The organism is Pseudomonas lini (assembly GCF_964063345.1).
GTDB lineage: Bacteria > Pseudomonadota > Gammaproteobacteria > Pseudomonadales > Pseudomonadaceae > Aquipseudomonas > Aquipseudomonas lini_B.
Window position 1 is genome coordinate 6,175,044 of the sequence record NZ_OZ061318.1, and the last position, 13,949, is coordinate 6,188,992.

At 60.2% G+C, this 13,949-nt stretch carries 11 protein-coding genes; 10 read left to right on the forward strand and 1 reads right to left on the reverse strand.

The genetic code is table 11. The annotated features are described in order from the left end of the window. Nucleotides 1–29: 29 nt before the first annotated feature. Nucleotides 30–1,517 carry an aldehyde dehydrogenase family protein gene (locus AB3226_RS28085; protein WP_367375433.1) on the reverse strand — a complete coding sequence of 496 codons (1,488 nt, stop codon included), beginning with the start codon at nucleotides 1,515–1,517 and terminating at the stop codon, nucleotides 30–32. A 567-nt stretch (nucleotides 1,518–2,084) separates the two neighbouring features. Between AB3226_RS28085 and AB3226_RS28090 the strand changes: the two genes are divergently transcribed. From AB3226_RS28090 to argE, 10 genes are all read left to right on the forward strand, one after another. Continuing rightward, nucleotides 2,085–2,753, forward strand: a complete 669-nt coding sequence (locus AB3226_RS28090; RefSeq protein WP_007904415.1) for a haloacid dehalogenase type II — start codon at nucleotides 2,085–2,087, stop codon at nucleotides 2,751–2,753. 37 nt (nucleotides 2,754–2,790) lie between these two features. Next, nucleotides 2,791–4,065 carry an NAD(P)/FAD-dependent oxidoreductase gene (locus tag AB3226_RS28095; RefSeq protein ID WP_367375434.1) on the forward strand — a complete coding sequence of 425 codons (1,275 nt, stop codon included), beginning with the start codon at nucleotides 2,791–2,793 and terminating at the stop codon, nucleotides 4,063–4,065. Nucleotides 4,066–4,152: 87 nt separating this feature from the next. Beyond that, nucleotides 4,153–5,799, forward strand: coding sequence for an ABC transporter substrate-binding protein (locus AB3226_RS28100; protein ID WP_367375435.1), 1,647 nt, complete (start codon nucleotides 4,153–4,155; stop codon nucleotides 5,797–5,799). 45 nt (nucleotides 5,800–5,844) lie between these two features. After that, nucleotides 5,845–6,801 carry an ABC transporter permease gene (locus tag AB3226_RS28105; protein ID WP_367375436.1) on the forward strand — a complete coding sequence of 319 codons (957 nt, stop codon included), beginning with the start codon at nucleotides 5,845–5,847 and terminating at the stop codon, nucleotides 6,799–6,801. Further along, the gene (locus AB3226_RS28110; protein WP_367375437.1) at nucleotides 6,798–7,670 is read left to right on the forward strand and encodes an ABC transporter permease; all 873 of its coding nucleotides are present in this window, start codon (nucleotides 6,798–6,800) and stop codon (nucleotides 7,668–7,670) included. The genes AB3226_RS28105 and AB3226_RS28110 overlap by 4 nt, the downstream gene beginning before the upstream one ends. A 1-nt stretch (nucleotide 7,671) precedes the next feature. Then, a complete protein-coding gene (locus AB3226_RS28115; protein ID WP_367375438.1) occupies nucleotides 7,672–9,516 on the forward strand; it encodes an ABC transporter ATP-binding protein in 1,845 nt (614 codons plus the stop codon). Next, nucleotides 9,513–9,821: a (2Fe-2S)-binding protein gene (locus AB3226_RS28120; protein WP_367375439.1), complete on the forward strand. Its 309-nt coding sequence runs from the start codon at nucleotides 9,513–9,515 to the stop codon at nucleotides 9,819–9,821. The genes AB3226_RS28115 and AB3226_RS28120 overlap by 4 nt, the downstream gene beginning before the upstream one ends. Continuing rightward, nucleotides 9,803–11,194, forward strand: coding sequence for an FAD-dependent oxidoreductase (locus AB3226_RS28125; RefSeq protein ID WP_367375440.1), 1,392 nt, complete (start codon nucleotides 9,803–9,805; stop codon nucleotides 11,192–11,194). Before AB3226_RS28120 ends, AB3226_RS28125 begins: the two co-directional genes overlap by 19 nt. Next, nucleotides 11,191–12,345, forward strand: coding sequence for an NAD(P)/FAD-dependent oxidoreductase (locus AB3226_RS28130; RefSeq protein ID WP_367375441.1), 1,155 nt, complete (start codon nucleotides 11,191–11,193; stop codon nucleotides 12,343–12,345). The genes AB3226_RS28125 and AB3226_RS28130 overlap by 4 nt, the downstream gene beginning before the upstream one ends. Beyond that, nucleotides 12,342–13,499 (forward strand): acetylornithine deacetylase, encoded by a 1,158-nt coding sequence (gene argE / locus AB3226_RS28135; RefSeq protein ID WP_367375442.1) that lies wholly within the window; start codon nucleotides 12,342–12,344, stop codon nucleotides 13,497–13,499. The genes AB3226_RS28130 and argE overlap by 4 nt, the downstream gene beginning before the upstream one ends. The last annotated feature ends 450 nt before the right edge of the window (nucleotides 13,500–13,949 follow it).

A 13,949-nucleotide genomic window follows, 5' to 3' on the forward strand; every position in this document is an offset into this window, starting at 1 on the left:
CTTTTGGTCAACGATCAAAGCCACGAGATCTACGTGCGCAATGAGGTCTCTGTTGGTCCGCCAAAACCTATGATGGCTTTGGTTTCCAGGTACTCCTCAAAGCCGTAGACACCATACTCACGACCATTACCAGAGCGCTTATAGCCACCAAAGGGCGCCATTGGATCCCAGGCGGGGTAGTTCAGATGCACTTGTCCCGCACGGATACGAGAGGCAACGGCACGTGCAAGGTCAAGGTTCTGAGCCTGGACATGGGCGCCCAGCCCATAGACCGTATCATTCGCGATAGCGACCGCCTCATCGATCGTTTCATACGGAATGATGCACAACACCGGACCAAAAATTTCTTCCTGGGCAATCCGCATGGCGGAATCTACCTCGGAGAAAACAGTCGGTCGGATGTAGAAGCCCTGTTCATAACCCTGTACGCGTCCGGGGCCGCCGCAAACGAGTTTTGCGCCCTCATTCAAGCCAGCCTCAATCATTAATTGCACACGATTGAACTGGGCCTCGTTGGCAATGGGGCCGAGTACCGTCTCTTCTGATCGCGGGTCACCCACGATGATTGCATTGGCGGTTGCGGCAGCCAGCAATTCGACCTCCGCGAGCCTGTTTTTTGGAACGATCATTCTTGTCGGGGCGCTGCACGATTGTCCGACGTTGCGAAACGCAGACATCACGCCCAGCGGGACGGCTTTGGCGAAATCGGCGTCGGGAAGCAGAACGTTCGGAGACTTGCCTCCCAACTCTTGCGTGACGCGCTTCACTGTATGGGCGGCCGCCTGTGCGACCAGCGCGCCCGCGCGGTTTGAGCCGGTGATCGAAATCATATCGATATCAGAGTGCGCCGCCATGGCTGCGCCGACCTCGGAACCACTTCCATTAACCAGGTTGAACACGCCCGGTGGAAGGCCTGCGTCATGCACCAGTTGTGCAAAAAGAAGGGCGCTCAGTGGCGACAGTTCGCTGGGTTTCAGGACTACTGTGCAGCCGGCCGCAATAGCCGGGGCGACTTTCGCAGTGATTTGATAAAGCGGCCAGTTCCACGGCGTGATGAGACCGCAAACGCCTATCGGTTCGCGTTCAATCGCGGTGCTGCCTTCAACGGTTTGGAAACGATAGGTGGACAGCAGATCACGTGCGACCCGTACATGTTCGGCTGCAAGAGGCACTTGCATGGCCCGGGCGGAACCGATGGCCGCGCCCATTTCCAGAGAGATCGCCTGGGCAAGCACTTCTTTTCGTTCAAGGATGAGGTCGTAGATCTTTCCAAGGAAAAGTGCGCGCGATGCTGCCGAGGTGGCAGACCAACCAGCAAATGCTGCACGAGCTGCAGCGACTGCCCGATCAACATCCTCGGCGGACCCTTGCGCGACGTGCGCAACTACCTCTTCAGTTGCCGGATTGACCACCGGCAAACTGGCTGGGACTGCCGGGGAAGACCAACAGCCATTGATATAAAAGGTGTGAGACGTTTGCGGATCAACGCTGTAGCTATTCGAAGATTGTGTTGTCATCCAACGAGCTCCCTTAGAGCGGTAATAGGCACTGCGAGCAGCAGAGGGCGGGCTGTCTTGCGACTTTGCAAGGCTGCCGAGTCTTCTCAATAAGCTAACAAAGCAGGCCAGACAAAATATGCCGTTCTTTAAGGTTGCAAAGGACAATCTGCTGTATCTGCCAGGCTAACTTTGCACCAACGTAATTTGACTCCTTTTACGTCAGTATCCCGTCTGATAAAGCCTCTTGCTGGCGGTCGTGATCGCTAGTCGATAGCTATTAGTAACCAGAGCAAACTGCTTGATTGCGCCGCTTGATTGCGGCTAGACAGGGCTCGTCAGCGCACCATAACTGCCCGAGAAGGCGCAGAAACAGCGGTGAAACGCCCGAGTCTGGAGCGTCCCGCAAAGTCTGCTGAGCGAGCCCTGCAAAACGGTGGTTTGTACCAAGCAGCCTGCACATTTAACGATTTATGTACGGTCTCATGATGTTGTAATGAATTCGTGATGCAGCGTTGCCCCGATGCTTCCCGAACGGAGTAACTGCTTGCCCCGTCATGACCTCAACCATCATTCAGGACTGCACTCATGAGCTTTCTTCGACCCAAGTTTATTACCTTCGACTGCTACGGCACGTTGACCAACTTTCAAATGGGAAACATGACGCGCGAACTGTTCGCCGATCGTGTCCCTGCCGGGCAAATGGATCAGTTCGTCAAGGACTTCTCCGCCTATCGTCTGGATCAGGTGATGGGTGACTGGCGGCCGTATGATGAGATTATCAAGACCTCTCTGGCGCGGGTCTGCAAACGTTGGGGCATCGAGTACAAAGGCGAAGGCCAACTCTACTACGACGCCGTACCGACGTGGGGCCCACATGCCGACGTGCCGGCCGGCCTGGCGAAAATCGCCGACAAAATTCCGCTGGTGATTTTCTCCAACGCGATGGACGAGCAGATCATGTCCAACGTCGACAAGCTCGGCGCGCCCTTCCATAAAGTCTTCACCGCCCAGCAAGCCCAGGCCTATAAGCCGCGCCTGGCCGCTTTCGAGTTCATGCTCGATAACCTCGGCTGCGGGCCGGAGGACGTTCTGCACGTGTCCTCGAGCTTCCGTTATGACCTGATGCCCGCCCACGACATGAAGATCAAGAACAAAGCCTTCGTTGCCCGTGGTCACGAACAGCCGGCGAATGCGGTCTATGGCTACCACCAGATCCCCGATATCGGCGGTTTGGCCGGGTTGGTCGGTCTCTGAGTCTCACGGCACTCTTCAAGGCAAAAAGGGGTTAGACATGGGCAGTGAGTCCTATTGGCTCGATACCGCACCGGTATTCACCGGTGCCCAGCTCGGAGGGTTGCCCGGGCAGGTCGATGTGGCCATCGTCGGTGGTGGTCTCACCGGCCTGGCGGCGGCCCGGGCCCTGGCCTTGAAGGGGGCCAGCGTGGTGGTGCTGGAAGGTGGGCGGGTGATTGGCGAAGCGTCAGGGCGCAATGGCGGTCAGTGCAACACCGGCGTTGCCCAGGATTACGCGGCGCTCAGCGCCAGCCTCGGCGCTGATAGAGCCCGAGCCTATTACCTGGCCTATGAAAGCGCCGTGCAGAGCGTCGTCTCGCTGGTGGAGCAGGAGCAGATTACCTGCGACCTCAAGCGCAATGGCAAGCTCAAGCTGGCCGCCAAACCGATGCATTACGAAGGGCTGGCGCGCACCTGCGAATTGATTCGGCGGGAGGTCGATGCCGAGGTCGAGTTGCTCTCTGCGCAAGAGACCCGCGCTGAAGTCAATTCGGCGCAGTTCCATGGAGGCTTGCTGCAGCGCAACGGCGTGCAGATGCATGTCGGGCGCTTCGGTGTCGGTCTGGCCGAGGCGGCCGCCCGTCACGGCGCGTTGATCTTCCAGGGCGTGTCGGTGACGGACTGGAAAGCCCGTGCCGGCGGCTATCAGGTCAACACCACCAAGGGCTCGCTGCACGCCAAACAGGTTTTGCTGGCCACCGGTACATGTCAGCAGGGCGGGTTGGGCTGGTATCGGCGGCGGATCGTGCCGGTGGGCAGTTTCGTGATCGCCACCGAGGTGCTACCGCAGGCCCTGATCGACAGCTTGCTGCCAGCACGGCGTTCCTATGTCACCAGCCGCATGATCGGTAACTACTTCCGCCTGACGCCGGACAACCGCTTGCTGTTTGGCGGTCGTGCGCGGTTTGCCATGTCTGACAGCGTTTCCGACGCCAAGAGCGGCAAAGTGTTGCAAGCGGCAATGGTGCAGATGTTCCCGCAGTTGGCTGCCGTGAAAATCGATTATTGCTGGGGTGGGTTGGTGGACATGACCTCTGACCGGTTGCCCCGGGCCGGCCAGCATGGAGGGGTTTATTACTCCATGGGTTACAGCGGTCATGGGGTGCAAATGTCGGTACACATGGGGCAGGTCATGGCCGAGGTCATGGCCGGCAAGGTCGAAGCCAATCCCTGGCGCGAACTCGACTGGCCAGCCATTCCCGGGCATTTCGGCAAGCCCTGGTTCCTGCCCTTGGTAGGTGCGTATTACCGCCTGCAGGACTACCTACACTGAGTTCAAGGTATTTGCTTTACGTTTCAGCCACACACGATTAATCGCGAGCACTCGAGCCTTATCATTTTTTCGAAAGGTAGAACTGACATGACTGACAACAAAAACAGTATCGACTCCCAGTTGATCACAGGGAAAGAAAGTCTGCGCATTTTCGAAGGGCTCAATCGCGGCATGTCACGCCGCAATGCATTGCAAATGCTGGGGTTGGCAGGAGTGGCCGTCGCGGGCGCCGGCAGCCTGTTCGGCGCCGCCGGCAAGCTGTTTGCCGATGATGAAGCCGCAAGCCCTGGCAAAGGCAAACCCGGCGGTCGTATCCGCGTCGCAGGCTCGTCCAGTTCCACCGCCGATACCCTGGACCCGGCCAAAGGTTCATCGTCCACCGACTACGTGCGCCATTACATGTTCTACAACGGCCTGACGCGTTTCGACAGCCATATGGTGCCGCAACTGGAGTTGGCCGAGCGTATCGACACCACTGACGCCACGCTCTGGGTAATCACCCTGCGCAAGGAAGTGGTCTTCCACAACGGCAAGCCTCTGACAGCGGCCGACGTGGTGTTTTCTCTGTTGCGGCACAAGGATCCAATTACCGGTTCCAAGGTCCTGCCGCTGGCGTCGCAGTTCGCCGAAGTCAAGGCCAACGGCACCCATGAAGTGCAGATACAGTTGAGCGGCCCCAATGCTGAACTGCCATCGGTTCTTGCCATCTCTCACATGTTGATCGTTCCCGAGGGTACGAGCGATTTCAGCCAGGGCATCGGCACCGGCCCGTTCAAGGCCAAGGAATTCAAGCCAGGGGTGCGCTCGATTGGTGTGCGCAATACCAATTACTGGAAACCCGGCTTGCCGTATCTGGACGAGATCGAATTCATCGCCATTGCCGACGAGCCGTCACGGATCAATGCCCTGTTGTCGGGCGACGTACACATCGTCAACGAAGTTAACCCGCGTTCAACGGTTCGTATCAAGGCCAGTACCAAGCATCAGGTCGTGGACTCGCCGTCGGGTAACTACACCGACCTGATCATTCGTCAGGACCAGTTGCCGGGTAAAAGCCCGGAATTCACCGAGGCGATGAAGTTGCTGCTGGACCGGGAACAGATCAAGTCGGCGATATTCCGTGGCTATGCCAGAGTCGGCAACGATCACCCGATCGCACCCGGTGCGCGCTTCTACAACGCCGACCTGCCACAACGTGCCTACGACCCGGAAAAAGCCAGGTTCCTGCTCAAAAAGGCCGGTATGGAAAGCATCACCATGCCGCTGATGTGCTCGCCTGCCGCGACCGGTTCGGTGGACATCGCTGTGCTGCTGCAGCAGTCAGCCAAAGAGGCCGGGCTCAAGCTCGACGTCAACCGCCTGCCGAGCGATGGCTACTGGTCCAACCATTGGGCGAAGCACCCGCTGAGTTTCGGCAACATCAACCCGCGGCCCAATGCCGACATGCTTTTCTCGCAGTTCTTCCAGTCGACAGCACCCTGGAACGAGTCCGGTTGGAAAAACGATCAGTTCGACCAGTTGTTGGTACAAGCCCGAGGCGAAACCGACGAGGCCAAGCGCGGCAAGATGTACGCAGACATGCAAACCCTGGTGCATGAGCACAGCGGTATCGGCGTGCCGGTGTTCATCAGCAACATCGATGGTGCCGATCAGCGAGTCAAAGGCTATGGCACCAACCCCCTGGGCGGTTTCATGGGGTACATGTTTGCCGAACAGGTCTGGCTGGACGCTTGATGAAAGTCGGTTTTTGCTGCAGCGACATTGCATGAGGATTGGGTGATGAATAGCAACACACTGTGGTTGATCGGCCGGCGCCTGGGCGCGGCGATCGTGACCTTGTTGATTGTGTCCATGGTGGTCTTCGCCATCACGGCGGTGCTGCCGGGAGACGCGGCGCAACAGTCTCTGGGGCAGTTCGCCACGCCGGAACAAGTGGCAGCCTTGCGCCTGAAAATGGGGCTGGATCAGCCTGGTGTGTTGCGTTACTTGCACTGGTTGATGAACTTGCTCAGTGGTGACATGGGGCTGTCCGTCTCCAACGCCATGCCGGTCAGCGAGTTGATGGCCGGGCGGGTGCCCAACACCCTGATGCTGGCGGCCGCCACGGCGCTGGTATCAGTACCGGTGGCGTTGATCCTGGGCATCGGTTCGGCGATGGGGCGGGGCGGGCGTATCGACAGTTTCCTCAGCTTTCTGACCTTGACCATGGTGGCGGTGCCGGAGTTTCTGGTGGCAACCCTGGCGGTGCTGATTTTCGCGGTGAACCTGGGCTGGTTGTCGGCGTTGTCCTACGCCAGTGACATCACTTCACCTTGGCAATTCATGCGCACTTACGCATTGCCGGTGATGACGCTGTGCTGCGTCATCGTAGCGCAAATGGCGCGCATGACCCGGGCGGCGGTGATCGATCAGCTCGACAGTCCTTACGTGGAAATGGCCCGGCTCAAAGGTGTGAGCAAGATGCGGATCGTCCTGCGCCATGCCTTGCCCAATGCCATCGGGCCCATCGCCAATGCCATTGCCTTAAGCCTTTCCTACCTGTTGGGCGGGGTGGTGATCGTTGAAACGATCTTCAACTACCCCGGCATCGCCAGCCTGATGGTCGACGCGGTGACCAACCGCGACATGGCACTGGTTCAAGCCTGCACCATGTTGTTTTGTACGGCGTATCTGACGTTGGTGCTGATTGCCGACCTGTGCGCGATTCTTTCCAATCCGAGGCTGAGAAATCAATGAACAATCTCATTGTGAAATCGCCGGCTCCTACCAAATTAGCGCTGGGCAAGGTTTCCCACGGATCGTCCTGGCTCGGCCTGATCGGCGCTGCGATGTGTGTGATCTGGTTGCTGGTGGCCATCTTCGGCCCGTGGCTGGCGCCGCATCCGGTGGGGGAAGTGGTCTCTGATAATGTCTTCGACAACCTGAGTGCTGCTTACCCGTTCGGCACCGATTACCTGGGCCGCGACATGCTCAGCCGGATCCTCGTCGGCGCACGATTCACCGTCGGCCTGGCATTGGTGGCCGCGGTAATGGCCAGCGGTCTGGGGACCAGCTTTGCGTTGCTGTCGGTGGTTTCACCAAAGTGGCTGGATGAGTTGATCAGTCGCCTGATGGACGCCTTCATTTCAATCCCCAGCAAGATGCTGGCGCTGATCATGGTCTCGGCCTTCGGCTCCTCGGTCACCTTGCTGATCTGCACGGCGGTATTGAGTTTCACCCCGGGCGCGTTCCGTATCGCCCGCAGCATGGCGGTGAATATCGAAGCCCTGGAATACGTGCAAGTGGCCCGTACTCGCGGCGAGCGTCGGCTGTACATCGCCTGCGTGGAAATCCTGCCGAACATGCTCAACCCGGTGCTGACGGACCTGGGCTTGCGCTTCGGTTTCATCGTCCTGCTGCTCAGCGGCATGAGCTTTCTCGGCCTGGGAGTGCAACCGCCGGATGCCGACCTGGGATCGCTGGTGCGCGAAAACATCGGCGGCCTCAACCAAGGAGCACCGGCTATTGTGATTCCGGCTCTGGCTATCGGCACTCTGACAATCGGCGTGAATCTGTTTATCGACCGTGTGTCTTCACGACGCAGTCGACGTTCGGGAGGCCATTGAAATGAGCGAATTAATTCGAGTCCAGGACCTGCGAGTGGTCGCCTGTGGCGAGCTCGGTGAGGTGGAAATCGTCAAGGGCGTGAGCTTCTCCCTGGAAAAAGGTGAAGTGCTGGCGTTGATCGGTGAGTCTGGCTCCGGCAAGACCACCATCGCCTTGGCGTTGCTCGGTTATGCCCGGCGTGGCTGTCGGCTGTCGGGTGGCGTGGTGCAAATCGGCGAACACGACATGCTGGCGTTGAGCGAAAGCGAGCTGCAAGGCCTGCGCGGCAACCGTGTGTCGTACATCGCGCAAAGCGCTGCGGCGGCGTTCAACCCGGCGAAAAAACTCATCGACCAAGTGGTGGAGGGCGCGTTGATTCATGGTCTGGGCAACCGGGCTGTGCTTGAGGCCAAGGCCATCGAGTTGTTCCGCGATCTGGCCCTGCCTGATCCCGATAACATTGGCCAACGTTACCCCCATCAAGTCTCCGGCGGGCAACTGCAACGGGTGATGGCGGCCATGGCGCTGATCAGCGATCCGCTGCTGGTGGTGCTCGACGAACCAACGACGGCACTTGATGTGACCACTCAGATCGATGTGTTGCGAGCCTTCAAGCGAGTAGTGCGCGATCGCGGCGCGACGGCGGTCTACGTCTCCCATGACCTGGCCGTAGTCGCGCAAATGGCTGACCAGATCGTGGTGCTCAATGGCGGCGAGATCTTCGAACAGAGCGCTACCGGACCTTTGCTCAATGGCCCGGCCCATGAATACACCCGTAGCCTGCTGGCGGCGGCGCGGCCGGACACGACGATTCGTCCGCCTTGCGGCATTGCCGAAGAGACGCCGCTGCTGACCATCCAGGGCCTGACCGCCGGTTACGGCAACAAGAATGCGCAAGGCATGCCGGCCATTCGCGTGCTGGAAGACATCGACCTGACGGTTCGCAGAGGCCAGGCCATCGGCGTGATCGGTGAGTCGGGTTCCGGCAAGTCGACCCTGGCACGAGTGGTGGCCGGATTGTTGGAGCCCGCTCTCGGTGGTCTGACTTTCGATGGCCAACCCTTGGGTGGCAGCCTGTCGTCGCGCACCGACGAGCAGTTCCGACGCATTCAAATGGTCTTCCAGAATGCCGACACCGCACTCAACCCGATGCACAGCGTCAGCACCATTCTGAGTCGTCCGCTGAAGATGTATTTCGGCCTTAAGGGGGCCGCGCTGCGCGAACGTATCGGCGAGCTACTGGATCTGGTGCGCTTGCCGCGAACCATGGCCGAACGCCGCCCGAACGAACTCTCCGGCGGGCAAAAACAACGGGTCAATCTGGCCCGGGCGCTGGCCGCCAAGCCGGATCTGATTCTGTGCGACGAGGTGACCTCGGCGCTGGATACCGTTGTCGGTGCAGCGATTCTCGAACTGCTGCGCGACCTGCGTCAGCAACTGGGCGTGTCCTATCTGTTCATCAGCCATGACATCTCCACTGTGCGAGCGCTGTGCGACGACATTGTGGTGATGTACAGCGGCCACAAGATTCAGTCCGGCAGTCGCCAGTCGTACGCTGAGGCGCCGTTCCATCCTTACACCGACCTGTTGATCCATTCGGTGCCGGAGTTGCGCCAGGGCTGGCTGGAAGGCTGCGGAACAACGACCTGCGGCACGCTGCCGCCCATTGGTACAAAAGCCAATGTGGCTGGGTTGTGCACGTTCCTCAATCGTTGCCCGGTGCGGGTTGACGGCCTGTGCAATTGCGTCCCACCGGACCGTCACTTGATTGTTGGCGGCAGTGAAGTCCTTTGTCATCACGACAGTGCCGAGTTGCTGAAAACCCAGAAGGATTCCAACAGCATGACCGCGGGAGCCTATGCATGAACGGGCGTTTCGTAAGGCTGGCCGAAGAGGGCCGGCCCATTATCAAACTGCAGGTAGACGGCAAGCCTATCGAGGCGCTGAAGGGCGATACGCTGATGGTCGCGTTGCTGACCCAGGGCTCGGCGTTGCGCCAATCGGAGTTCGATTCGGGTCGCCGCGCCGGGTTCTGCCTGATGGGCGCGTGTCAGGACTGTTGGGTCTGGACCCGCAGCGGCGAGCGTCTACGCGCCTGTTCCAATGAGGTCCGTGAAGGGCTGGATATTGTCACCACACAACCGGAGGCGATATGGCCACTGCGCGGCTGAGCACTCATCGAGTCGTTATCGTCGGCGCCGGGCCGGCTGGCATACGTTGTGCCGAAACCCTGGTATCCGCTGGTTTCAAGCCCATCCTGATTGACGAGAATCGCCGGGATGGCGGGCAGATCTACCGTCGCCAACCCGAAGGTTTTACCCGCGATTACGCCACGCTGTATGGCACCGAAGCGGCCAAGGCCAACGACCTGCACCAGAGCTTCGACCGCTTGCGCGGGCAGATCGACTACCGTGCGGACACGCTGGTGTGGAACCTGACGCCGGGGCAACTGTGCTGTGTCAGCCAGGGCAAACACTCGACGGTGGATTACGACGCGCTGATCCTGTGCACCGGCGCCACCGACCGCTTGATGCCGATCGAAGGCTGGCAGTTGGCGGGCACCTATAGCCTGGGCGGAGCGCAGATTGCGCTCAAGTCCCAAGCGGTTTCCATCGGCCACCGCGTGGTGTTCATGGGCAGCGGGCCGTTGCTGTATCTGGTCGCCAGTCAATATGTGAAAGCCGGGGCCAAGGTCGCGGCGGTGCTCGACACCTCACCGTTGAGCAAGCGAATCGGCGCGTTGCCGAAACTGTTGGCGCGCCCCGGATTGCTGTTCACCGGGATGAAACTGCTGGCGCAGCTCTATCGAGCGAAGATCCCGGTGCATCTGGGCATTTCGCCGCTTCAAGTACTGGGCGATGCGGCCAATGGTGTCAGTGGCGTACGCGTGCGCACGGCGCGCGGTGAAACTTTGACGGTGACGTGCGATGCCGTGGCGCTGGGTTATCACCTGCGCCCGGAAACCCAATTGGCCGACCTGGCCGGTTGCCGTATGCGCTTTGACGAGGCCTCCAGCCAATGGTGGCTGGCTGTCGATGAAGACGGTCGGACCTCGGTCAGTGGTGTATATGCCGCCGGCGACGGTTCGAAAATTCGCGGTGCCGATGCCGCCGAACACGCCGGGCGCCTTGTGGCCATGGCGCTGCTGGAGGATCTGCAGCAACCGGTGAACATCGGGTTGCGCGACGAACAACGGCACGCGCTGGCGGTAATGGATCAGTTTCGTCTCGGCCTGGCTCAGGCGTTTCCCTGGCCGGCGGCGCAAGCCAAAGCGTTGCCGGACACGGCCATCGTCTGCCGCTGCGAAATGATCAGCGCGGGCGAATTGCGTGCAGTGGTCCGGGAAAAAGGTGCTTGTGAAGTCAACCGGGCCAAGGCCTTCAGCCGGGTCGGCATGGGCCGCTGCCAGGGGCGTTATTGCTCCCAGGCCGGGGCTGAGGTGATTGCCGCGGCCGCCGGCGTTTGCGTGGAACAGGTCGGTCGTCAGCGCGGTCAGGCACCGGTCAAACCCCTTTCGATGCTCACCGAGGAGGTGTCGCCATGACGGTACAGAAAGCCGATGTCGTGATTGTCGGCGGCGGCCTGATGGGTTCGGCGGCGGCGTTTTTCCTGCGCCAGCGCGGGCAGTCGGTGATTCTGCTGGAACGCGACCAGATCGGTCAGTACGCCAGCGGCGTGAATTTCGGCAACGTGCGACGTCAAGGGCGTTACCTCGGGCAGCTGGAGTTGGCCAATCGTTCCTGGGCGCTGTGGAAGCGTTTACCGGAGCTGATCGACGATGACCTGGAATTCATTGCCAGCGGGCATTTGCGCGTGTGTTACCGCGAAGACGAGATCGCCGAGCTGCAAGCCTATGCAGACGCCCCAGAGGCGGAGCAGCTGGACTTGAAGATCTTTCATGGTGACGAGTTGCACAAGCGCTTTCCGTTCCTCGGCCCGGGTGTGAAGGGCGGCTCCTACGCCCCCCACGATGGCCACGCCAATCCACGTCTGGCGGCACCGGCGTTTGCTCGGGCCGCGCGACGTCTCGGCGCGCGGATCGAAGAGCGCACGGAAGTGGCCGAGGTGCAGAAGGTTGGCGGCGAGTTCAGCATCCGAACCACCGACGGCCGTCAGTTCAGCGCCGATCGCCTGCTGATTACTGCCGGTGCCTGGGGCCAGAAGCTCTCGGCGCAGTTCGGCGAGCCGGTGCCATTGGACACCCATGGCCCGCAAATGGCCGTGACCGAACCGGTACCGTACGCCTTGCCGACGGTGATTGGCGTCTACACCAAGATTCCCGAGGAAGTGATCTATTTCCGCCAGATACCCCGCGGCAACATCATCATCGGTGGCGGCTATCGCAGCGAACCAGACATGCTCAACCGCCGGGCCTATGTCGAGCCGCGCAGCATTCTTAATCAGATGGATCAGATGCGTCGCCTGCTGCCGGGTGTCGGTAACCTGAACATCATTCGCGTGTGGAGCGGCATTGAAGGCTACCTGCCTGATTCTCTGCCGGTGATGGGGCCAAGCGGCACCGTTGATGGCTTGTTCTATGCCTTCGGCTTCTCCGGCCATGGTTTCCAGCTCGGGCCGGGCGTGGGCGACGTGATGGCCGAACTGATCAGCACCGGTAGTACCAGCACTTCGATTTCGCCGTTCTCCATCAACCGGTTCGCTTCTTCAGCCGAGCAACGGAGCAAGGCCTCATGAAACCCCGCGTACTGGACATTCTCAAGCGTCTGATGGCCTTTGACACCGTCTCTTCGGAGTCGAACATGGCCTTGATCGAGTACGTGCGCGATCTGCTGCTGACCAAGGGCATCGAGTCGTTGATCGTCAAGGACGAAAGCGGCAAAAAGGCCAACTTGTTCGCCAGTACCGGTCCACGGGAAGTGCCGGGGATTTTGCTGTCGGGGCACACCGATGTGGTTCCCGCAGCGGGACAGGCCTGGACCTTCCCGGCGTTTCAGGCGACGGTGCAGGACGGGCGGATTTATGGCCGTGGCAGTTGCGATATGAAGGGCTTTATCGCGCTGGCCATCGACGCCATGCTCGATGCCGCCGATCATTCATTGAACCGGCCATTGCAACTGGCGCTGTCCCATGACGAAGAAATCGGTTGCGTCGGCGTGCGGCGTTTGCTCGACGTGCTGCACCTGGCGCCGGTGCGGCCGTTTTTGTGCGTGATTGGCGAACCTACCAATATGCAGTTCGTGCTCGGGCACAAGGGCAAGGGTTCTTACCGCACTTACTGTCGCGGTCTGGAGGCGCATTCCTCGCTGGCACCGCGTTCGGTCAATGCAATACACGTGGCCTGCGATTTCATCGCGGCACTGCGTCAGAGCCAGCAGCAACTGCAAGAGCAGGGCGCCCAGGATGCGGACTATGACGTGCCCTACAGCACCGTGCATGTCGGGCAGATTGTCGGCGGCAAGGCGCTGAACATCGTGCCGAACCTGTGCACCCTGGATTTCGAAGTGCGTAACTTGCCGGCGGACGACCCGGATCAGTTCCTGGAGCAGATGCGCGAGCGTGCCGAAGTGATCGTGCGCGAAGCGAAAAAGCTGTCCAGCGTGGCGGATATCGAAATTGAAACCCTGAACGTCTATCCCGGCCTCGATACTCACCCGAGTGTCGAAGCGGTGCGCTTTTTGAAGAACTTTGCCGCGCCGGATGCCGGTACCGCCAAGGTCTCCTTCGGCACCGAGGGCGGGTTGTTCAAACAGCGGCTGGATGTGCCGGTGGTGGTCTGTGGCCCGGGTTCGATAGAGCAGGCGCACAAGCCTGACGAGTTCATCGAGATCAGCCAGATCGAAGCCGGCGAGCATTTCCTGCAAGGGTTGTTGGGGTCGATGCGGCTTTAGTGTCCTGCTTGCTGACACCGAACATTGATCGGTGTACATATCCGTTTCTGTGGTCACGGCTACTATTGGTTTCGCTTTTACAGCGAGTCACTTTCGAAAAGCCTGCGCGGCCCGGCGGAAAGTAACCAAAGCGCTTCTGCCCCTGTCGTTCGGTGCCTCGCTTAGGCTCGGCATGCCCTCGCTCCGGTCCTGCTCCGTGGGCCCGCCGCGATCGGCCATCCATGGCCGTGCGCGGCTAACCCGGCATCCATGCCGGGTTGCCCACTGCGCAGAACCGGAACGAAGCCTCTCGAGGGGGCGGTGCCTCAAGATCAAGAGCTGCAGGCGAGCTAACGCTCGGACTGTTGAGTGGTGAAAGGCAGAGCGGATGTGCTCTGATTTTTGGATGTGCTCTGATTTTTTGTGGGGGCTGGCTTGTCGGGGCGCCGCATCGGTGCGATGACGGCCTGT

Coding starts and splice junctions, on each gene's coding strand:
- AB3226_RS28130 (WP_367375441.1), top strand. CDS start 11,191: ATGACGGTACAGAAAGCCGATGTCGTGATTGTCGGCGGCGGCCTGATG.
- AB3226_RS28110 (WP_367375437.1), top strand. CDS start 6,798: ATGAACAATCTCATTGTGAAATCGCCGGCTCCTACCAAATTAGCGCTG.
- AB3226_RS28120 (WP_367375439.1), top strand. CDS start 9,513: ATGAACGGGCGTTTCGTAAGGCTGGCCGAAGAGGGCCGGCCCATTATC.
- AB3226_RS28090 (WP_007904415.1), top strand. CDS start 2,085: ATGAGCTTTCTTCGACCCAAGTTTATTACCTTCGACTGCTACGGCACG.
- AB3226_RS28125 (WP_367375440.1), top strand. CDS start 9,803: ATGGCCACTGCGCGGCTGAGCACTCATCGAGTCGTTATCGTCGGCGCC.
- AB3226_RS28085 (WP_367375433.1), bottom strand. CDS start 1,517: ATGACAACACAATCTTCGAATAGCTACAGCGTTGATCCGCAAACGTCT.
- AB3226_RS28095 (WP_367375434.1), top strand. CDS start 2,791: ATGGGCAGTGAGTCCTATTGGCTCGATACCGCACCGGTATTCACCGGT.
- argE (WP_367375442.1), top strand. CDS start 12,342: ATGAAACCCCGCGTACTGGACATTCTCAAGCGTCTGATGGCCTTTGAC.
- AB3226_RS28105 (WP_367375436.1), top strand. CDS start 5,845: ATGAATAGCAACACACTGTGGTTGATCGGCCGGCGCCTGGGCGCGGCG.
- AB3226_RS28115 (WP_367375438.1), top strand. CDS start 7,672: ATGAGCGAATTAATTCGAGTCCAGGACCTGCGAGTGGTCGCCTGTGGC.
- AB3226_RS28100 (WP_367375435.1), top strand. CDS start 4,153: ATGACTGACAACAAAAACAGTATCGACTCCCAGTTGATCACAGGGAAA.